Origin of the sequence: Pontibacter kalidii, assembly GCF_026278245.1 — a bacterium.
In the GTDB taxonomy this organism is placed as follows: domain Bacteria; phylum Bacteroidota; class Bacteroidia; order Cytophagales; family Hymenobacteraceae; genus Pontibacter; species Pontibacter kalidii.
The window spans coordinates 2,298,899-2,317,937 of record NZ_CP111079.1; the positions used below are offsets into that span (position 1 = coordinate 2,298,899).

At 47.7% G+C, this 19,039-nt stretch carries 21 protein-coding genes; 12 read left to right on the plus strand and 9 right to left on the minus strand.

The window, feature by feature from the left end:
• Positions 1-27: 27 nt before the first annotated feature.
• A complete protein-coding gene (locus tag OH144_RS09815; RefSeq protein WP_266206124.1) occupies positions 28-729 on the minus strand; it encodes an IS1 family transposase in 702 nt (233 codons plus the stop codon).
• Between the two features lie 356 nt (positions 730-1,085).
• Here OH144_RS09815 and OH144_RS09820 point away from each other — a divergent pair, with 356 nt between their 5' ends.
• From OH144_RS09820 to OH144_RS09830, 3 genes are all read left to right on the plus strand, one after another.
• Positions 1,086-1,238 carry a hypothetical protein gene (locus OH144_RS09820; protein WP_266206125.1) on the plus strand — a complete coding sequence of 51 codons (153 nt, stop codon included), beginning with the start codon at positions 1,086-1,088 and terminating at the stop codon, positions 1,236-1,238.
• 284 nt (positions 1,239-1,522) lie between these two features.
• Positions 1,523-1,669: a hypothetical protein gene (locus OH144_RS09825; RefSeq protein ID WP_266206126.1), complete on the plus strand. Its 147-nt coding sequence runs from the start codon at positions 1,523-1,525 to the stop codon at positions 1,667-1,669.
• 61 nt (positions 1,670-1,730) lie between these two features.
• Positions 1,731-1,994, plus strand: coding sequence for a hypothetical protein (locus tag OH144_RS09830; protein WP_266206373.1), 264 nt, complete (start codon positions 1,731-1,733; stop codon positions 1,992-1,994).
• Between the two features lie 136 nt (positions 1,995-2,130).
• Here the strand turns inward: OH144_RS09830 and OH144_RS09835 are convergent, their stop codons facing one another.
• The 6 genes from OH144_RS09835 to OH144_RS09860 all read right to left on the minus strand — a co-directional run bounded on the left by OH144_RS09835 (position 2,131) and on the right by OH144_RS09860 (position 10,182).
• A complete protein-coding gene (locus tag OH144_RS09835; protein WP_266206127.1) occupies positions 2,131-3,327 on the minus strand; it encodes an Sb-PDE family phosphodiesterase in 1,197 nt (398 codons plus the stop codon).
• A gap of 30 nt (positions 3,328-3,357) precedes the next feature.
• The gene (locus OH144_RS09840) at positions 3,358-4,329 is read right to left on the minus strand and encodes a phosphodiester glycosidase family protein (RefSeq protein WP_266206128.1); all 972 of its coding nucleotides are present in this window, start codon (positions 4,327-4,329) and stop codon (positions 3,358-3,360) included.
• A gap of 109 nt (positions 4,330-4,438) precedes the next feature.
• On the minus strand, positions 4,439-5,767 hold the full coding sequence (locus tag OH144_RS09845) for a RagB/SusD family nutrient uptake outer membrane protein (protein WP_266206129.1): 1,329 nt from the start codon (positions 5,765-5,767) through the stop codon (positions 4,439-4,441).
• 21 nt (positions 5,768-5,788) lie between these two features.
• Entirely contained in the window at positions 5,789-8,839 is a 3,051-nt protein-coding gene (locus OH144_RS09850) for a SusC/RagA family TonB-linked outer membrane protein (RefSeq protein WP_266206130.1), read from the minus strand.
• A gap of 736 nt (positions 8,840-9,575) precedes the next feature.
• Positions 9,576-9,893 carry an ROK family protein gene (locus OH144_RS09855; protein ID WP_266206131.1) on the minus strand — a complete coding sequence of 106 codons (318 nt, stop codon included), beginning with the start codon at positions 9,891-9,893 and terminating at the stop codon, positions 9,576-9,578.
• 7 nt (positions 9,894-9,900) lie between these two features.
• On the minus strand, positions 9,901-10,182 hold the full coding sequence (locus tag OH144_RS09860; RefSeq protein ID WP_266206132.1) for a hypothetical protein: 282 nt from the start codon (positions 10,180-10,182) through the stop codon (positions 9,901-9,903).
• Between the two features lie 91 nt (positions 10,183-10,273).
• On the opposite strand from OH144_RS09860, the gene OH144_RS09865 reads away from it, so the two are divergent.
• Positions 10,274-10,471: a hypothetical protein gene (locus OH144_RS09865; RefSeq protein WP_266206133.1), complete on the plus strand. Its 198-nt coding sequence runs from the start codon at positions 10,274-10,276 to the stop codon at positions 10,469-10,471.
• 392 nt (positions 10,472-10,863) lie between these two features.
• Here the strand turns inward: OH144_RS09865 and OH144_RS09870 are convergent, their stop codons facing one another.
• Both OH144_RS09870 and OH144_RS09875 read right to left on the minus strand, forming a co-directional pair.
• Positions 10,864-11,649, minus strand: coding sequence for a hypothetical protein (locus OH144_RS09870; protein WP_266206134.1), 786 nt, complete (start codon positions 11,647-11,649; stop codon positions 10,864-10,866).
• Positions 11,637-12,413 (minus strand): hypothetical protein, encoded by a 777-nt coding sequence (locus OH144_RS09875; protein ID WP_266206135.1) that lies wholly within the window; start codon positions 12,411-12,413, stop codon positions 11,637-11,639. The genes OH144_RS09870 and OH144_RS09875 overlap by 13 nt, the downstream gene beginning before the upstream one ends.
• A 172-nt stretch (positions 12,414-12,585) precedes the next feature.
• Here OH144_RS09875 and OH144_RS09880 point away from each other — a divergent pair, with 172 nt between their 5' ends.
• The 8 genes from OH144_RS09880 to OH144_RS09915 all read left to right on the plus strand — a co-directional run bounded on the left by OH144_RS09880 (position 12,586) and on the right by OH144_RS09915 (position 18,947).
• A complete protein-coding gene (locus tag OH144_RS09880) occupies positions 12,586-12,777 on the plus strand; it encodes a cold-shock protein (RefSeq protein ID WP_266206136.1) in 192 nt (63 codons plus the stop codon).
• 113 nt (positions 12,778-12,890) lie between these two features.
• A complete protein-coding gene (locus OH144_RS09885) occupies positions 12,891-13,118 on the plus strand; it encodes a hypothetical protein (RefSeq protein WP_266206137.1) in 228 nt (75 codons plus the stop codon).
• 828 nt (positions 13,119-13,946) lie between these two features.
• A complete protein-coding gene (locus OH144_RS09890) occupies positions 13,947-14,186 on the plus strand; it encodes a hypothetical protein (protein WP_266206138.1) in 240 nt (79 codons plus the stop codon).
• 253 nt (positions 14,187-14,439) lie between these two features.
• A complete protein-coding gene (locus OH144_RS09895) occupies positions 14,440-15,000 on the plus strand; it encodes a helix-turn-helix domain-containing protein (RefSeq protein ID WP_266206139.1) in 561 nt (186 codons plus the stop codon).
• A gap of 423 nt (positions 15,001-15,423) precedes the next feature.
• Complete coding sequence (locus OH144_RS09900; protein ID WP_266206140.1) at positions 15,424-15,669, plus strand: hypothetical protein; 246 nt, start codon at positions 15,424-15,426, stop codon at positions 15,667-15,669.
• A 613-nt stretch (positions 15,670-16,282) separates the two neighbouring features.
• Positions 16,283-16,849 (plus strand): helix-turn-helix domain-containing protein, encoded by a 567-nt coding sequence (locus OH144_RS09905; RefSeq protein ID WP_266206141.1) that lies wholly within the window; start codon positions 16,283-16,285, stop codon positions 16,847-16,849.
• Positions 16,850-17,138: 289 nt separating this feature from the next.
• Positions 17,139-18,602, plus strand: coding sequence for a circadian clock protein KaiC (gene kaiC / locus OH144_RS09910; RefSeq protein WP_266206142.1), 1,464 nt, complete (start codon positions 17,139-17,141; stop codon positions 18,600-18,602).
• A 63-nt stretch (positions 18,603-18,665) separates the two neighbouring features.
• Complete coding sequence (locus tag OH144_RS09915) at positions 18,666-18,947, plus strand: circadian clock KaiB family protein (protein ID WP_266206143.1); 282 nt, start codon at positions 18,666-18,668, stop codon at positions 18,945-18,947.
• Positions 18,948-19,039: the final 92 nt, after the last annotated feature.

The following is a 19,039-nucleotide window of genomic DNA, read 5'->3' on the forward strand; positions in this document are numbered from 1 at the left end:
AGTTGAAGTTAAAAATCTGGTTGTGGTCTATAATGTATGATGGTTTCTGTAATAGAATATTAGCTTCATTGCGTTGTAGTGGTTTTGCTCTATTTTGGAGAAGCAGGCCGTTTTTCTCGCGATCCTTCTGTTTCTCGTCCGCAGGCACAGGTTCACCCCTTCAATGTTTCTAGTGTAGGCTTTTCCAATCAGGTGCTTCTCTGGCGGCAGCACCTTGGTGAAGGCAGGCCAGTCATCGGTGCAGAAGCAGTCTATTTCAAGTTGCTCCAGCTGCCGGTAGAGCCTTCTGACCGTGTGCCGGCTGCGGGTGCCCCAACTCCAGGCCAGCCCCTCGTCCGTCTCGGGGGCATAGGCATAGAAAAGCCACCGCTTGCGCTTCTTCCGCTCTTTGACAAAGGTCCACACCTCGTCAAGCTGCACCTGCCCGTAGCCCTGTTGCCGGGGACTAACCTGCAGGCTGTGGGCCTTTTGATTGAGCCACCGGAGCACGGTCTGCCGGTGCACGCCCGTCACCTCTTCAATGTCGCGGATGCCGGAGTTTCGGACCAGCAGCCTGAGCACCAACCGCTTCACGGCAGGCCTGCAGCCCGCCTTTTGGTAGCTATGTTGAAACTGCTTCCGGCAGCTGCGGCACAGGAAATTCTGCTTGCCTGTGCACTTAACGCCGTTTTTTACTACCTTCATACTGTGGCAGTAGGGGCAATTTATCTGGATAGTTATCTCGCACATAACTTCCTCTAAACACCCTTGCTGCCATACTTATTCCCCTATCATACATTATAGACCACAACCAAAAATCTGAAGGCTATTGTTCTACTGCTCCAAGGGGCTGAGCAAGTAAGCTTGAGGTCAGTAACAAGATAGGATGACATAGCATATGGTGCGCGACCGTGTCTTCCCACTAGCATTTGCCGGTTTCATTTCGAAAAGCATCCCGATCAGCTTTACATCAAAAGCACTATTTACACTTTTTAGATGAAGGTATCCACAACCTTCCAGTACCGGATTCATACTTTAACCGGATAATTGTAGACTTCCCTGAGTCGGGCATTTAAATGTTAAAAGTATCTTTAACCTTAAATGCAATGAAAAAGACACGCTTTACCGAAGCAAAGATCATTAAAGCCATCAAGGAGCACGAGAATAGCCGCAACACCCAGAAGCTCACTGCCTGGAGCTGGATATTATCACCGCCGCCTTCTAAAAGTGGCGCCAGCGTTACGCGGGATTGGAAGTAAAGGAACTCAAAAGGATGAAGTGATTGGAGTCAGTAGAGAAAGATGCCCCCTGATAGAAGATCAGCTACTGCGGCTGGTGGAGAAGTACCCGGCCATTGGCTTCTGGAAGAGCTTCCACCAAATCAGGAGAAAGGGGTATGGGTGGAATCATAAGCGGGTATACAGGACCTACAGCCAACTGAGTTTTAAATATCCGCAGAAGGCACAAAAAGCGGTTGCCGGTCCGGGTTAAGCAGGCGCTGTTCCAGCCCGAGCGGGTCAACCTGGTCAGGTAGGAGGACTACATGAGTGACAGCCTCTGGGACGGCAGAAAGTTCAGGCTCCTCAATTTTGTAGATGATTTAAACCGGGAGTTCCTCACCATGGAAGCGGACCTATCTCTCCCGGAAAGCAAAATACTTGACAATAGCGTAACTGCCACTTACCATTAGGGTAATACGCCATCGGTAGCTTTGCGGCATGTCCTTTACAACACCATAACAGATAAAAGTCATGCTGGAATACATTAAACTTATCTTGTGGAAAGTGAGCTTCGACCGTACTCTGTTTGAGAAAGAACTGACGAAAGGAGTAGCCCAACTTGATATGGATGAGGTGCTACTGCTTCAGGAATGGTGCCTGGAAATTTTTTCCGATAGGTATTACAGCATCCTGAACAGCACCTTTTGCGGAGAGGCCAGCCGAGGAGCCTCAAATCAGTCGTCAGGGGCGGGTAAGGTCTATACAAAGTCCTTCCCAAGCATCTTGGGCTTTTAGTTGCTCTGATGTCAGGCCCCGCAGCGAAAGTTTACATGGCAGTTAGCAACGGGAAATAATAATCTAATTTTTCAAAGCTAAACCATGCCAGTAACGGTATAGTTTAGCTTTGAAAAAAGGGATAGCAGCGCAATACTTACGACTCTTCAGGCACTCTCACCCGTAACTCCGTTTGCAGCCCTTTCTCCGGGGAAACCAGTATATTTCCGACGTCGAACCGCAGGCTTACCTCGTGGGGCTCCTGCCAAAGCGTTTTTAGGGTAAGCGTGGTTGTTTCATAAGGCTTCAGCGTAATTCTGTTAAGCGGAAGGTTCTCAAAGTCAAAGTCGCTGCTGCACGTCACCGCGTAGGGTATTCCTGAAATATTCCGGATGTGAAGCAGGATAACAGGCTCGCCTCCGCTTCTTGTCTTCTTCTCAGCCATCACTTCCAAAGAGGCCTTGAATAACGCATCCATCTCCTGCTTCCTTCCCACCAGATAATCTCCAAAGTATACGGCTGTCCGCCGATCCTTTAAAGCCTGCTCGATGCCTGCTTCCGACCGCTCCGAAGCAAACACCAGGGTCATCGGCCTGTGCGAGTTCCGGTATGTATGGCTGATATCATGGTGCTCGTCCGAGTTGGCGAACATGGTCAGGTTATACTTTTCCGCCATCCGGTGTGCCTCCAGGTTATAGACACCGGAGTTCACGACCTCTACCCCATCCAGCAAACCCTGCTCGAGCATCTTCACGTGCAGGTCTGAAAATAAATCCAGCCCGTGCTTCTCCTTGTCCCACCACCTGTAGGATGGGTGGTTATAGAAAATAAAGGCCCCCTGCCTTTTCGCTTCCTTAAACGGAGCCAGGAGTTGTTTCTCTGTTGGGTTGTCCCGCATCACAAACTTCTTCTTGCCGTCTTTCATGTAATCGGAGGGCAGCTTGTTTGGGTCCTTTACAAAGATGGCGTTGTGGTGATAAGGCACCGTTCTTGGGGAAATCTCAGCACCCTGTATGATGATAACATTGCTATTGGAAGCAGCCTCAGACGCAATTTTGTAGGACCTGCTATAGTCCTTCTTGATCTCCTCCGGGTAACCTTCGTAGTCTATGTGCTCGGTAATGGAAATCGCATCCAGCCCATCGCGCCTTGCCTCATGGACCCGGAATGACGGCCAGACATGTCCGTCGGAGAAAACCGTGTGCAGGTGAAAATCACATTTCAAGGTTTCGTACCCGGGGATGTCCGGCAGTTTAACGTGTTGTTCAGTACCTGTTGCCGTTTGCCCGGTAGCCGCTGTCGTGACACCCAGCAGGCTCGAAAGCACGAGCAAGGATAATTTCTTTAGATGCATACTGCTGTTCTTTTTTAATAAATATAATACTTATTGGCTGAAAGAAGAAGGCGAGCACCGGTCAACCTTTGACGTAAGGAGAACATAGTTCCGGAGGCGCCGCTGGCCATAGTGGTCGAAGCGCTTGTTGTCAGTCGGATAGTTCACCACGCCCTCTTCCTTAAGCCACAGGGTCGTGGAGCCGCCACCGTCCAGGTTGAGCGCGAAGCCAGGGTTGAAGTACTTCCGGACAAACTGCGTTAGCTCTCTGGCAGACATACCCACGGCATGCTCGGCCTGACGCCCATCCACTGTGATGAGCAGCACCCGGTTTTTGCCTACTGTTGCAATGCCCGTGCGCGAATGCCTTACCCCCTGGTGCCTGTTGGGGTCTTCGTAAGGGAGTTCCTCCAGCGGTTTCTCCTGAGGCTTTACAAAACTCTCCCCCACCGGTTCGTAGTTGTAGATGAGCATGGGCGAACCGGAGATAACATTGGCGTAAGGCATCTGGGTATAGGTGGCATTATCGCCATAGGCAATGCCCATCTGCATGGTGCCGGCGTCATAGTAAAAGGCACCCTCGTGCTTCCAGTACAACTGGTGCCCTTTTGGAATCGTTGCAGCTGTTTTGATCTCATGATCCGCTTTCAGAAAGGATGATGATTGTCCATTTTCGACCAACTCATAATAGGTGCCGTTGATACCGGCCAGGGCATTCGCTGTAGCCTCGGCCACTGCCGACAGGGAATCCTCCTGGAACACGTTCCCTATCACCAGCTCGTACTGGCCTGATGCCATATCCACCTCCAGCACATTCACTACCTGTGCCGAGGTATAGGGTTGGTAATACCCGCTGTAATTGTAGCGTTTCATCCCTGCCGATAGGGTATCAACCTTCCACCCTGTAGTATCTTTCAGTACTGCTTCGTCAGTACTGGCGGTGCTGTGGCTAACGGCGGGCACCTGGGGTTGGCAGGAAACAAGGAAAGCCGCGAAAAAAGCCATGAGGCCTGTTCTTTTCATATCTATATGTTATCTAAAACCTTCTATGCTAAGACAGCTAAAAAGGAAAGGAGCCGCTAATGCAGAGGCTCCCTTCTAACTAACCTATTTAAACTATATGAGAAAACGCTTAATAACCTTCGTTTTGGGTCAGCACCCCGTTTGACAGGTTTATCTGATCTCCAGGCAACGGAAGCACGTACTGGTTCACGTTCTGAATGTTTGGCAGCTCCAGTGCTTTGTCTGTTCTAACAAGGTCGTAAAATAGGAAGCCCTCGCTGTACAGCTCCCTGCGGCGTTCCTCCAGCACAGCCTCCAGATAGTCATCCGGACCGGAGAAGTCGCTCGCTGTATACTCCTCTAGCCCCCTGATGCTTCTCAGCTCATTTAGGTAAGCGAGGCCCTGGTCCATCGGAAGGCCTTCGGCAGAGATCAGGTACATCTCTGACAGACGGCTCACAATGATCGGCTGCACATCCCAGTATTTGCTTACAATCACGTTGTAGGTGCCATCGGCATTGTAGAGGGTCTCAATATTTACTTCCCCGCGCACATCCTCGGGCGTGTACAGGTTTTCCAGCACCTCCGTGGAGGGCTGCACAAAGTATGAGCCGGCCCAGGTTGTTCCATAAGGCCAGAACAGGCTGGAAAAACGCACGTTGGTTTCCGTTTTCAGGTTGGCAAAGGCAAAGATCACCTCACTGGACGAAGCGGTGCTCCGGAAAATACTCCCATAGTCGGAGGCCAGGCGCAAACCGCTTGTCTGAATGACACCCTGAGCCAGGGCGGCGGCCCCTGCCTTATCCCCCATGGCTAGCAGCACCCTGGCTTTGAGCGCTGTAGCAGCCTCCTTCGACACTTTTGAGCTGGTTGTCTCCTGAAGAGTACGGGCATTGGCAATGGCGTAATTCAGGTCTTTGATGATCTGCGCCCATACTTCCTCTACGGAGTTGCGCGGCAGGTTCTCGGTCGTGTTCTCCACAATGACAGGCACCCCGCCGAAGGCAGTCACCAACTGGTAGTACAGGTAGGCACGCAGGTAACTGGCTTCGGCCTTCACTACTTTTATACTTCCCTCCGCTCCCAGCTTTTCGGTTGCCTCTATCACGTTGTTGGCGCTGTAGATGCTCCTGTAGGAGTTCTTCCAGAGCGAAGACGAGTAGCTCAACCCATCGTCCACGTTGCTGCCCGTAATCAGGCGGCCATAGGCACTGGTATTGCCAGACAGGGCTGTCCAGGTATAGTTGCCCCCGCGGATGTCGTTGATCAGGTAATCGTCTCTCTCCGGCGTGGCGGCGCGGTACAAACCATTCAGGAAGAAGGAGATGTTGCTTTCGTTTATCTGGTCGGGCGACACGGCACTCTCCGGCTTCACATCCAGTTCATCACTGCACGAGGACATTGTGGCAGCAACACCCAACATCACCCCAATAGCTACTGATTTATATGTTCGAAACATGTTATACTAGTTTTGGTAACATTAAAAACTCACATTTATACCTGCCAGGAAGCTCCTCGGCTGCGGCGTCACCAGGTTATCGATGCCGAAGGATTTTGCATCAAGTGAGCTGGAGGCTTCCGGGTCGTAGCCGCTGTAGTCCGTGAAAGTGTACAGGTTAGTTGCCGACACATAAATGCGGGCATGCTGTATAGCCAGTTTTTTGAGGATACTCTCCGGCAACTTATAACCAACCGTCAGGTTCTTGATCCTTAGGTAAGAAGCGTCCTCTACATAATAGCTGCTGTTTTTCAGGTTGAAGGCGCCCTTGGTGGCTCGCGGGGTACTGTTGCTGGTGCCGGGGCCCGTCCATCTGTCTTCGTAGGTATCCTTTAGCTGATTGTAATCCCGGGCACCCATGTGGTCCAGGCCGGAGCGCCAGGCAGTGGCAATCTCATTGCCTTCGGAGAAAGTGGCGAAAACGGAAACATCAAAATTGCCAAGCTCCAGTGTATTGGTAAGGCCGCCGTAGAAATTCGGCTGGGCGCTGCCTATCACCGACAGATCCGAGGAGTTGATGATGCCGTTGTTGTCCAGGTCCTCGAAGCGCATGTCGCCGGGCCGAACCCCCTGCCCCTGCAGGGAGGAAGGAATCTCCTCCATTGTCTGGTAAATGCCTAGCTGTTTATACCCGTAGAACACACCCAGCGGCTGGCCAACAATAATGGCATTCCAGCCACCTACCTGAATCGGCTCGTCCCCAACCAGGCTCGTTACCTCGTTGCGGATATCGGCAAGGTTGAAGTTGGTGGTCCAGCGGAAGTTATCGCTCTGCATATTCACACTGGTAAGGGTAAACTCATGCCCCTTGTTCTCCATCGAGCCGATGTTCATGGTGCGCTGCGTAAAGCCGCTTGTGGCCAGGGTCGGCACGTTGTAGAGCAGGTCGTCTGTCTCCTTGTGGAAGTAGTCGTACGTAAAGGTCAGGCGGCCATTCAGGAAGGAAAGGTCTAAACCAATGTCCGCCTGCGTGGAAGTCTCCCACTTCAGGTCCGGGTTGCCAAGCGAAGTAACCGCCAGGCCTGTTTCGGCGCCATAGTTGTAGCCGCCGGAAGCCAGTGGCATGTAGCTGTAAATACCGATACCGTCCTGGTTACCAGTCTTGCCCCAGCTCGCGCGCAGCTTGCCGAACTCAAACCACTCCGCTGTCGGGAAAAACTCCTCATCCGTGAAAACCCAACCCGCGGAAACTGATGGGAAGTAGGCGTAGCGGTTGTCTTCGTGAAATTTAGAGGACCCATCGTAGCGCAACGAGGAGGACAAGAAGTAGCGCCCCTTGTAGTCCAGCATCACGCGGCCAATGTAAGACTCCATGCTATACTTGTTTGCATCGCCATCAGCTGTTGTAACGGTGGCGGAGGTGATGTGCTTGAAGTCATCAGACGGAAACTCTGTGCCTTGCGCAACGCTGAAATTATACTTGTCCTGGTAGTAGGCGTACCCTACCATGGCCTCGGTATTCAGATCTCCGCCCCAGCTTTTGAAGAAGGTCAGCGTGTTGTCTATGTTCTGGGAAATCCTGTTGTTGCGCTTGTCAATCGTCATGCCTCTGCCGAAGGCGTAAGGGTGCAGGCGCGTCTGGTGTCTGAAGCCGCGGCCAAAACGCAGCTCCGTGTTATAGGCGGAGTGCCAGGTAAAGTACTTCAGAAAGTTAACGTTGCCATAAAGGTTTACCAGGGCCTGGTAATTCTTGTCCTCCATCTCGTCATTTTCCAGCACCTGTACCCCGTTGTGGCGCAGGATGTCTTTACCGCCGATGTTAAACGTGCCGTCCTCTTTGTACACCCTGTCGTAAGGGCGCTGCTCCAGGGAGCGCTGGAAAAGAGCGGTACCCTGCTCGCCGTTTGGCGCCGAGTTGCTGTTGGTATAGCTGCCACCGAAGCGCAGGCCGAAGTTGAGCACCCTGTTAGGCGTAAAGTCGAGGTTAGTGCGCAGCGAGTAACGCTCCAGGGAACTGTTCTTCAACAGTCCCTCCAGGTTCTGGTAACCTGCCGAAGTATAGTACTTCACTGTATTGCTGGCCCCGCTGAATGAGAAATCCGTTTGGTGAGAAGAGGCATTCTCGTTGATGATCAGATCCTGCCAGTTCACGTCGTAAGGGTCTGCGGGCACCGCACCCAGTACCTTGTTTATGTCTATGTAACCGCTCTCACCCGGAGAAAGCCCCAAGCCGGAATTATGGTTTTCGGTGGCTTCCTGCTGCAGCGCGATATACTCCTGCGGGTTCAGCAGGTCCAGTTTCTTAGGCATGGTTTGGATGCCTGACACCTGTGAGACAGTGATCTTGGGTTCCCCCTTTTTGCCTTGCTTCGTTGTGATCAGAATAACGCCGTTCGTGGCGCGGCTACCGTAAATAGCAGCCGAGGCAGCGTCTTTCAGCACCTCAATGGAGGCAATGTCAGACGGGTTGATGAGTGAAAGCGGGTCCTGAACAAACTCGCCCGCAAAGTTGTAGCTGGCAGGCTCTTTCGACAGCGGGATGCCATCTATCACATACAGCGGCTCGTTGTCGCCGTTGATCGAGCTGACACCACGGATGTTGACACGCGATGCACCGCCTGGCGTGCCGTTACTCACCGTCAGGTTTACGCCAGCTACCTGCCCCTGCAGCAACTGGTTAGCACTCGGCACGTTGCGGTCCGCTATTTCAGAGGGGTTTACACTGGCTATAGCCGTTGTTATGTTTCTTCTGGTGTTCTCCCCATAACCAATAACTACCACCTCGCTCAGTTTTGAGTCACTCGCCTTCAGCTGGATGGAAAGGGTTACTTCCTCACCTTCTTTTAAAGTATAGCCTCCCTGCGTCTGTGGTTCAAACCCGATATAAGAGAAACTGAAAGTATAAGGTCCGCCTAATGGCAGGTTGGAGAGGAGGAAAGCCCCTGCCCCGTCCGTAGTGGTGCCTCTTGTCTTGCCAGTGCTCTCGTTCCTGGCCAACACCGACACCCCGATCAGGGCCTCGCCATTGCTGTCTTTAACCTGCCCTCTTACACGCCCTGTCTGTTGTTGGGCATAACCACTATAGCCGCTCATAAGCAAAACCAGGAATAGCAGACACAACATAGGGCGAATCGGCCTACTTGCTCTCGTAAACATTTTTAACATAGTGTATAGATTTATTTTCGGTGTCATACCACATGTAAAGGCTGCACTCTTTTGAATTGCTCCCCTCGACCGCTCTTTGAACCGTGTGGTAAAATTCTTTGCCACAAAGGAAGTAGAACACTGTTACCACAGCGTTCACAGAAGTTTATCTAATTATTATTGATTTGGACGCCATAGCCATGCGCAGGAACCTGGAGTAGATTGGTTTCCTCCCCTATCAGTTAAAATGGTGGGGCAAATTCTTTTGTGCTGAATACTTTAGCTTAAAGTGTACTTGGGAATTACACATTGACTCTAAGCAGTCTACACTTGCTGGTCTGGTGGCCCAGCAAGGTATAGTCTGTGAGCCCGGTAAAGATCTGCACAAGGGCGTCGAAGGTTTTCTGAGGCGGAAGTGCTCGATAACTCAGACCACTCCACCATGTCGTGGACTAACTCCATGCCGCCCCGTTTCGGTAGGCTTCGCTTGTCCTCGAGAATGAGGAGCAAGTTTCTCAGGTCCACTGGTATTTGGCCACCAGGTGCAGGCCCTGCTCTTGTAGTTTTTGGCAGTCTTTATCGCCGGAGCACTTGCCCTTCAGCCAGAAAGGTGAGGGCATCAGTTTATTATTCTGTAGCCCCTCAGACAGCATAAACTGTTTTTAGTATCTGTAATAATAAGGATCTACTGTACCCAACAAGCTGCGGCGCCGATCAATGCGGCATTCTCACCTAACAACGACTTTTTAATTGGCACATTTACAGCCTGGTGCCTGAGCCTTTCTTCCACCATAGGAAGAAATAATTCAGAGGCATGAACAATATTACCCCCGAGGACCACCACGTCAGGAGCATCCATGAGAATAAACCGGTGGAGAAATGCAGCCAGGTTTTCAGAGAATTCATTGAACACAGCTTTCGCCAGCTCATCTTCGGCATGTAGGTGGCAAAGCTCCTTGACACCAGTGACCTGTTTGCCCGAGAGCGCCAGATAGTGCCTCACAAACCACCTACCTGGTTGAAATAAATTCTTCGACGATGGCCTCTCGGAAAGGCATTTGCCAAAGCTCGGCATCCTCGCTTTCACTATGGCAGTACCGGGGTGTGCCGCTACCTGTACCTATCGTCAGGCCAATAGCACATGAATAGCCTTTTGCAGCACCACCAAGCACCTCGCCCTGAAGAAAACACACGGCATCATTCTTGAACTTTATCGTATCAGCATCGACACCTAATTTACGCTCCAGTAACAGTTTAATGTTTGCCTCATAAAGGGAATCGTACTTGGTCAAGACCTTTATATATGATATGCCATTGGCGTAATCGAAAGGGCCGGGCATAGCTATTCCTAAGGGACAGGAAGCTCCGGGGCCACTTCTGATCGTGTTCCGGAACAAACACGGGACCTGGAGGGTACTGCTCTCCCCATTGGTGCGCCAGATTAGCCAGGCAGAGGTGCATCGGAATTACCTGCAGGTAAAGCAGGACCTGCAAAGCATGCTGCAGCCCGAAGTAGAACGGGTGCTCCACGACCCTGCGCTGGCGCAAGGGTCGTGGAGCACCCGAGTCAGACTAGCATAAAAGCAGCGAAGAAAGAGAGCAATCAGGCTGCAAACATCAAGAAAATTTTTGTAAAAGATCCTGCCGCCCGGGTAGTGGTGCATGGCGGGCATGATCAGGTGTATGAAGCCGCTGATATTAACCCCGATTTTGTTAATAGGTTATGATTCAGAAGCCGAGGCTTCGCTCGACAAAACATTGGTCTCCTCCAAGCTAGCTGATGCACTCATGGCAAATGAAAAAGGGCAAAGTAAGTGCTGAGATAAACTATTTACGCAAGTCCCGAGGACAGATTAACGGATTAAAAAAAGTTCTGGGAGGCTCATAGAATAAGTTGCATGCCAGTATCTCGGCGCAGATGACACATACTTTTGAGCCTCGTGTCTCTGCTGCCACAAGCCAGCCATGCATCCTTATTGGCCCCTATTGACCTGCTGTGAGTGGTGTTTATGTAGGTAAGCGTTCGGATCGTGTTCTATGGCGCCTTCCGGGAGCCACTGCCACCAATACCCTAAATCTTTTCGGATGATGTTACTGTAAAACGGGGGAAGCTGGCGCGACTCTCCCTCAAAGTACTTTCTGAACCCTGTGTCCTCTACCAGGCTCCTGCGCACCTGCCGGAAGAAGCGCAGGCGCCCGTACCCTTCTGAAGAAACGGCCCGCATGAAGTTCATCCATTTGGCTGAAGGCGTCGATGCTGCGACAAAGCGCCGGTAGATGGCTCTCTTAGAAAAGGTATAGGCCGTCAGGTCGATGATCTTATCATAGAACTCCACCCATTCATAGTTTCGAGGCCTTATATTCATGGCCAGGTGATTGTTGAGGAAGTGAAACGGGAAAGGCAGTACCCTGCCTGCGCGTTGGTACTCCAGATTGAGCGGAGCTGCCTCACCAAAGGCACTCAGTAGGGAGTAACCGGGGAAGGCTGCCGGAGACAGGTCCACAAACCGCTTGGTAAGCTCGAACGGCTCATCCCCCGCATCGCTGTCCAGGCCCAGCACAAAGTTTGTCTGCACGTAGGGAACATAACGCAACATCATATTGACGTGCTCTGAGATACGGGCCACCTTCTCCTCCCCCACGGTGCGGGAGGTCCTGGATTTATTGCCCAGCTCATACCAGGACTCTATGCCGGGCAGCAGGGCATCAAACCCATTCCGCTGCATTACCCTCAGATGTTCCTCGGTCAGAATCGACAAACTGCTTTCGGCAAAGAAACGGAAGCTCCCGGGGGGGCTGCAGAAGCGATAGCCTCCATGTTGGCTTCAAAGCGTACGCCGAAGTTAGGGTCATGCCAGCCGACGGTGGGCTTCTTGAACTTTGTCAGGAGGAACCGTAGGTCTTCCTTTATCACACCAAAGTCCATCGGCTGGTAAGCCACTGAGGAGTCAATGCAGAAGGAACAGGTATAGGGGCAGCCAACGCTCCCGATCATAGGAACCATCTTAAGAAAGGGGGCTTTCTTTAAAGTGGGCTCTATGAACTTCCACCGCTCTTTCACCCCCGGCAGGTGCGAAGGCTGCCGGGCGGCAGTCAGATGCTTTCCCTCAGGCCTGTGCGGGCTGCAGTTCTCAAGCACCTCCACGATAGTGGATTTATGGGTGAAACCCAACACATAATCAAAGTACTTGACTGCGTCATCGGGGTAACAGCGGGCATGCGGGCCTCCTAACACAGTCACTGCACCTTGGCTGCGAAAATAGCTACTTAGTGCATAGGCTAATAAAGCCGCTTGGGTGAAGGAGCAGATAAAAACCAGGTTAACTCCTTTTGGCAGTTCCTTTTGCAAGTTCTCCCTTCCGGTATAACAAATCAGTTTCGTATCATGCCCTTCCTGCTCACACCAGGCAGCGACCACCTGCGGCATTATGCTTGCTAAGTTGGCATGCATAACCCTGGCCCAGAGGGTATCGGCCAGTCCTTTGCTAACCAGATCAAGGATCCCTATTTTTAGCTTCTTCATGTAGACCTTTATTAGAAGATACTACCCAAACATTTTATAGAATTTAACTTATAACGGCAAAACATGTTATACGGCTAATTAAGTGAACTATAAATTATTAACCGTATATTGTAGAAATATAGGAACGTATCTACCTTCCGATATGTAGTAGGTATACAATAACAAATACAATATGAATAACGGAACAGTAAAATTCTTTAATGACCTGAAAGGATTCGGATTTATTAAAGAAACAAATTCAGATCAGGAATACTTTGTCCATGCCACTGGCCTTGTAGATGAGATCAGAGAAAACGACGAAGTTAGTTTTGACCTGCAGGAAGGACGTAAAGGACTAAACGCAGTAAACGTGAAACGCGCTTAGTTTAAGCTATAAATTACAGAAAAGCCTTACCCTCGGTAAGGCTTTTTTATTGCGGTTACGGCTATACATGCCTCAGCTGCACATTCATAACTATTAACCTTAGAACACTAAAGATGAATAGAAAGTACTTAGTAGATACCATTACCCACGAATACCTTTGCATTGCGCTTAAAAAGGGTCAGGATTGGATGCCTACTAATCAGAGTATTCTTCCAGGCTTTATGAGTACCCGCACTCCCGTAACAGAACCTGACTCGGTGTTGCTTGCAGGTGAATTTAATGACAATATGTTTTTTGAAAAATGGATACGGAATGGCACAAACGTGTTTTTCCAGTATTAGCAGATAAATTAATATAAACTGCTGCAACTACTCAAAATGTCAGAGTAAGGAAAAACAGTAGTTAACCCTAATCCCCTTTTTAGCGATTTCCGTTTAAACGGAAATCGCTAAAAAAAGAAGATTGCCCCAGCCGAACTATTACCAGCTTAATGCATTGACAGAGCTGAATAATGGGCTGAAAAACAATTTCAAAACACAAGTTATTACGCAGCTTCTCAATAGAGCTGCCCTATACGCGACGGGTTTATGCCATCTGCTAATTAGCAGAAAGCGCATCATGCTACACAGTCTAACCTGAATTACAGCCGGATACCTGTGAAACCCACTGCTCTCAAAAGGATTGTGCTGCACTATTCAATACGAAAATTGATATGTTTAAATGCTTCCGGATAACCCCTTGCCCTTTGCGTTTACCTACGTAGGCAATAGGATATTCCCATTCTAAAACTATGACTTGCAGCATGCTATTGCTTCCGTTGACAACATGATTTTTCAGGTTAGCAGCAATACAATCCTTTGCGCAGAATTCACCTGCAAAAGAGGAGCAGAAACAGGCTCGGGAATTAGCTAAAGAAAAACTAATTGCTAAGACACATCACATATCTGATGCCAAAGGCTTAAAAGAGACACCTAAGCGGAAGCTAAACTGCTGAAGCAAATGCCTGTAAGGTGAAACGACTAGATAAGGAAGCTTCCTATCCGGCCAAGCAGACCAAACGTGCTGCCAGAATAGAAACCATAGCCCAGCCCAGTCGTGTCGAAGCAGACAGATAGATTATAAAAGCAGCTAAGGGGGCTAAAAATCAAGGGCTAACTTATTCTACTTTGATGGAAAATAGATATTCGGATGGAGCAACAGTCCTTGCCGAAATCGCTTCTGACCGCAGTTTACTGGTAAGGAGGCGATATGCCAAGCGCATTCAGTATTGTCCCAATCCGGCTAAGTCTGAGGAGGAAGACTGCATGTACTATGCGCGAGAATTACTGCAAAATAAAGACGTTGCAAGAAAGTTGAGCACCATTTCTTACGCACAGTTTGCAAAAGCCGCCAAACCCCTATGGATATAGTTCGATAATTCCATCCGTTGGTCTACTCAGCAAGTAAATTAAGAAGCCAATACTTAATATAAAATAAAATCCTGGCTTCTTAATTTACTGGGGTAACAGAAAAAATCAAAAGGATTTTAATTTTAAGTATAGCCAGATATCGTAAAAATAGACAGTATGTCTACGGCAAAACATCGTTATACAAACCACTCCACATCATAAAACAGACTCTCCATAGTTTTAGGAAAAGGAACAAATAGACAAAAGGATCGCTATGATACTGTATATAAAATACATGGTTAGCCTGCGCTGCAAAATGATGGTGAAGGAAGAATTAAGGAAATTAGGCCTGCAGTATGTGGTGGTTGAACTGGGCACAGTAGAGATACTGGAAGATATTACACCCCAGCAGCGTGTCCTTCTAAAGAACAACCTCCTCTTGTCGGGGCTGGAGCTGCTTGATGACAAGAGAAGTATCCTGATTGAAAAAATAAAAAATGTGATCATTGACATGATCCATTATTCAGATGAATTCCCGAAAACAAATTACTCTGACTTTATAAGTGAAAAACTGAACCACGATTATACTTACCTGGCTAATATCTTTTCTGAAGTAAAAGGGATCACGATTCAGCAATTCATTATTTCTCACAAGATAGAAAGGGTAAAAGAGTTGCTCCTGTACAAAGAGCTCAACCTGACGGAGATCGCCCACAGACTCCACTACAGCAGTGTTGCTCATTTATCGAATCAGTTCAAGAAAGTAACCGGCCTCTCCCCTTCGTTTTATAAACAGCTTAAGCAAAAAAGAATGGCAAATCTGGAAAACATGTGATTTATGTAACATACTTTTTTTTGTATGTAACATCATGCAGTTTGATAAGCCCCACCTTTGTAGCATCAAATCAGATGTGCTGCATCATGCACAGCTTCCGCCAGTAACGGATATTAAAAACATTACCCCTTGATTCTTAGGCATCCATTATCAACATTATCAAAAGCTTCATCAACTACATGCCGGCAAGGCATTGCAAAAGATTTGATGCGCTAATGCAGCTCCTCCATTTCTAAGAACAGTTTCCTGATCATAAATTTACACAAGAGCTTATACAATAAGCTTATAGGGCTTCTCATTTCCAACCGAAGGGCCGGTTCTATTGTGTTTCCGTTTGGTATCAAGCACATTACTTTACACGCTTTGCTTTACTAAAGCTGCAAAGCAAAACATCAAACTTTCTAGAAATTTCAAATTCATCAAATGAAAAGATTATTTACAATCGCATTAACTATTCTGTTTATCAGCTTTTCCCAGTTTGATGCGTTTGCCCAGGAAAAACATGGCAGCACATTAAACATAGGTGTAGGCATTGGAGGCTATGGCGGTTATTACCAATACGCCAACCGTTCGTTACCCGTTTTCAACATTAACTATGAATTTGATGTAGCTAAAAGCTTTACCCTGGCTCCCTTTATTAGCTTCTCTACTTTTTACAAAAGACTATAGAAATAACAACAACTATTATACTTATCGTCAAACAGTAATTCCGATAGGTGCTAAAGCCACTTATTACTTCGATGATGTCTTGAATGCTAACTCTAAATGGGATTTCTACCTGGCCGGTTCATTGGGCTATGCCATCATAAATTCAGGTTGGGATAATGGGTACGATGGAGACAAAAACTATTACCGGAGAGGAAACCCTTTACTCCTAGATCTGCACATAGGTGCTGAATACCACTTTAACAGTAAAATTGGTGTCTTCCTTGATCTTTCTTCAGGTGTATCAACTATAGGTATAGCGATTCATTAATCATACGTAGCCAATAAACTAACCTGTTACTTCTGTGCCGGAATCAGGACCCGGTGATTTGTCACAGGTAGTTCTGGTTTTAGTACCTCGCCATATATGAAAGCTTACTTATTAAAATTATACTTTACTTATTAATGAATTAATGTTAGTCACCAAACGTCCTAGGTATACTTCAGAGAACTAATTCTGTAAAAACTTTCAAATCCTGCTCCAACAGTTTAGCCTACCGCAACAGGCTCCGTTCACATTGCCAGCAACAACACCGTACCGCACTCCTGGCCTTGAGTGTGCATTTTATAAAAACACATGAAACTATATATTAAATACATGGTCAGTAACCGCTGCAAAGCTTTGGTGCAGCAAGAACTCGTAAGTCTAGGCTTGCAGTCTGAGTATGTGGTAATTGATCTGGGCATGGTAGAGATACACAAAGACATTACTGACATACAGCTTAAACAGCTAAAAGACAATTTGGGCAAAGCTGGCCTGGAGTTACTCGATGACAGCAAGAGCATACTAATAGATAAGATAAAGAAACTTATCACAGACATGATCCATTCCTTGGAAGGGCAACCGAAGGTGAATTACTCGGTTTACATCAGCGAAAGACTGGGATACAATTACAACTACCTGGCTAACATTTTCTCAGAAGTGAAAGGGATCACGATTCAGCAATTCATCATTATCCATAAGATTGAGAAAGCAAAAGAGCTGCTTTTTTATGACGATTTAAGCCTTACAGAGATCGCCCATCGGCTGCATTACAGTAGTGTGGCGCATTTATCCAGTCAGTTTAAAAAAGTAACAGGCCTGTCACCATCATTTTACAGGCACTTGAAAGACAAACGCGAAGGCGTGCTCGAAAATCTGTAACATTTGAAACATACTTGAAGAAGTATGTAATACTTTTCTTTTCCTTTACCCACACCTTTGTGCATCCCTAAGTTTAAATACTTCATACAACTGGGATGCTTTTTCATTAACTACAATTTCTAGCCTTTATCTGGCACAATACAAAGGATGTTGAGATTTGGGCTTGATTAAATTATCCATGGTCTGTATAAAAACTTTGTGAAGCTTACTTAAATAACCTGTCATGGTAGCACATCGACCTGTAAGTTCTGAACCATATCTACATTTTCAAAACCGCTTACCATTGCCTATGAACCTTATAAAGCTAAAAACCGGGAACGATTCTTTCGATCATATTTCTCATGGCGGTTTGCCCTTAGGGCGTACCACACTCGTGGCAGGCAGCTCTGGTAGTGCTAAAACACTGTTTGGAGCACAATTCTTAGCTTTAGGTATACAGTTATTCGATCAACCGGGTATTTTTGTCACATTTGAAGAACAGGTAGACGATATAAGAAAGAACCTGAAAAGCTTTAACTGGGACATTGACACCTGGGAAAAAGAAGGAAAATGGACCTTCGTGGATGCAGCCCCTAAAGAAGAGATCATCGTCGCGGTCGGCGACTTTGACCTGAGTGCATTCAGGATCCGATTAGAGAGAGCCGTACAAAAAAATAAAGCACAACGGGTCGTCATAGATTCTATCGGCAGCATTTTCACACAGTTTCACGAAGAGATGCATACCATCCGGCGCGAGCTGATTCAGGTAGCCCTTACCTTGTCGCGCTTAGGTGCAACCTCTATTATAACAGCGGAACGCCTGGAAGAATATGGCGAAATCACACGTTTTGGGGTAGAAGAATTCCTGACAGACAATGTGATCATACTGCGTAATGTGCTACAGAATGAAAAGCGCCGGAGAACAATTGAAATCCTGAAATTCAGGGGAAGCGACCATGAGAAAGGCGAAAACCCATTTACTGTAAACCCGGAAAAAGGGATTGTCATCATCCCGTTATCGGCCATGAACCTGAAGCACATCTCTTCAAGCGAACGGGTTACTTCTGGCATACCTGCCCTTGACGAGATGATAAACGGTGGGTTTTATAAAGGCTCCATTAACCTGATCTCCGGAGCGATAGGTGCTGGTAAAACATTATTGGTAGCTAACTTTATAAATGGTATCCGGGAGAAAAAAGAGCGTTGTCTGCTGATGGCTTTTGAAGAAAGCTGCGAGCAGCTCTACCGTAATGCAGCCGGTTGGGGCATAGATTTTAAGCAACTGGAAGCAGAAGGACTGCTGAAAGTGATCTGTATTTATCCGGAGGTCTCTTCCTTGGAAGATCATTTCATCAACATCCAGGAAGTTGTAGAAAACTTTAAGCCCGATAGGATCGCCATTGATAGTTTATCCGCCTTATCGCGCACCTCTTCTGATAAAGGTTTCCGGGAATTTATCATAGCCTTTACATCGTACCTGAAGCACCAGGAAATTACAGCCATGTTCACCTCTAATACACCTTTGCTGGCAGGCGGCACATCAGATACAGAAGGCAACATCTCTCCTATCACGGATTCTATTATCCTACTGCGCTATGTAGAAATGTCCGGTGAAATGCAACGAAGTATAGCTGTACTTAAAATGCGCGGTTCCAAACACGATTCCTCTATCCGTAAATTCTCTATTACAGATGAAGGTGCTGACATAGGGAAACACTTCGAGGGTATCAGCGGGATCCTGACTGGTAACCCGATGCTGATTAAGCTCGAATAGGTTTCGATTCCGATACATCATTATTGGCGGTAGTTTACCGACACTTTTAGCCAAAATAAAAAAATGAGCATGCATGTATTAAAGCTCTTTATTAATGGGCACAGCCTTAATTCAGTTGAAGCTGTGGACACACTCCTTAAAATCTGTAAAGAAAATTTAAACGGTAATTATCACCTTGAAATTATTGATATACAGAAAGACCCGGACAAAGCAGAAGAAGCAGGTATCATTGCAATACCTACACTCATCAGAATGAGTCCGACACCCATTAGCCGCATTATAGGAGCTTTACATGTCAGAAGCCGTGTTTTAGCCGGGTTAGGGATTTCTAGTATGCATAAATAGGTCAACTATTCGCCACCTATCAGGTCAAAGAATACTTATAAATGACTGTCTCCTCACTGAGACGGTCATTTATTATTTTAGAGCGAGCTCTT

What these genes read in the sequence shown, in the direction of transcription:
- OH144_RS09815 (WP_266206124.1), bottom strand. Translation starts at nt 729, where the DNA reads ATGTGCGAGATAACTATCCAGATAAATTGCCCCTACTGCCACAGTATG.
- OH144_RS09820 (WP_266206125.1), top strand. Translation starts at nt 1,086, where the DNA reads ATGAAAAAGACACGCTTTACCGAAGCAAAGATCATTAAAGCCATCAAG.
- OH144_RS09825 (WP_266206126.1), top strand. Translation starts at nt 1,523, where the DNA reads ATGAGTGACAGCCTCTGGGACGGCAGAAAGTTCAGGCTCCTCAATTTT.
- OH144_RS09830 (WP_266206373.1), top strand. Translation starts at nt 1,731, where the DNA reads ATGCTGGAATACATTAAACTTATCTTGTGGAAAGTGAGCTTCGACCGT.
- OH144_RS09835 (WP_266206127.1), bottom strand. Translation starts at nt 3,327, where the DNA reads ATGCATCTAAAGAAATTATCCTTGCTCGTGCTTTCGAGCCTGCTGGGT.
- OH144_RS09840 (WP_266206128.1), bottom strand. Translation starts at nt 4,329, where the DNA reads ATGAAAAGAACAGGCCTCATGGCTTTTTTCGCGGCTTTCCTTGTTTCC.
- OH144_RS09845 (WP_266206129.1), bottom strand. Translation starts at nt 5,767, where the DNA reads ATGTTTCGAACATATAAATCAGTAGCTATTGGGGTGATGTTGGGTGTT.
- OH144_RS09850 (WP_266206130.1), bottom strand. Translation starts at nt 8,839, where the DNA reads ATGAGCGGCTATAGTGGTTATGCCCAACAACAGACAGGGCGTGTAAGA.
- OH144_RS09875 (WP_266206135.1), bottom strand. Translation starts at nt 12,413, where the DNA reads ATGAAGAAGCTAAAAATAGGGATCCTTGATCTGGTTAGCAAAGGACTG.
- OH144_RS09880 (WP_266206136.1), top strand. Translation starts at nt 12,586, where the DNA reads ATGAATAACGGAACAGTAAAATTCTTTAATGACCTGAAAGGATTCGGA.
- OH144_RS09885 (WP_266206137.1), top strand. Translation starts at nt 12,891, where the DNA reads ATGAATAGAAAGTACTTAGTAGATACCATTACCCACGAATACCTTTGC.
- OH144_RS09890 (WP_266206138.1), top strand. Translation starts at nt 13,947, where the DNA reads ATGGAAAATAGATATTCGGATGGAGCAACAGTCCTTGCCGAAATCGCT.
- OH144_RS09895 (WP_266206139.1), top strand. Translation starts at nt 14,440, where the DNA reads ATGATACTGTATATAAAATACATGGTTAGCCTGCGCTGCAAAATGATG.
- OH144_RS09900 (WP_266206140.1), top strand. Translation starts at nt 15,424, where the DNA reads ATGAAAAGATTATTTACAATCGCATTAACTATTCTGTTTATCAGCTTT.
- OH144_RS09905 (WP_266206141.1), top strand. Translation starts at nt 16,283, where the DNA reads ATGAAACTATATATTAAATACATGGTCAGTAACCGCTGCAAAGCTTTG.
- kaiC (WP_266206142.1), top strand. Translation starts at nt 17,139, where the DNA reads ATGAACCTTATAAAGCTAAAAACCGGGAACGATTCTTTCGATCATATT.
- OH144_RS09915 (WP_266206143.1), top strand. Translation starts at nt 18,666, where the DNA reads ATGAGCATGCATGTATTAAAGCTCTTTATTAATGGGCACAGCCTTAAT.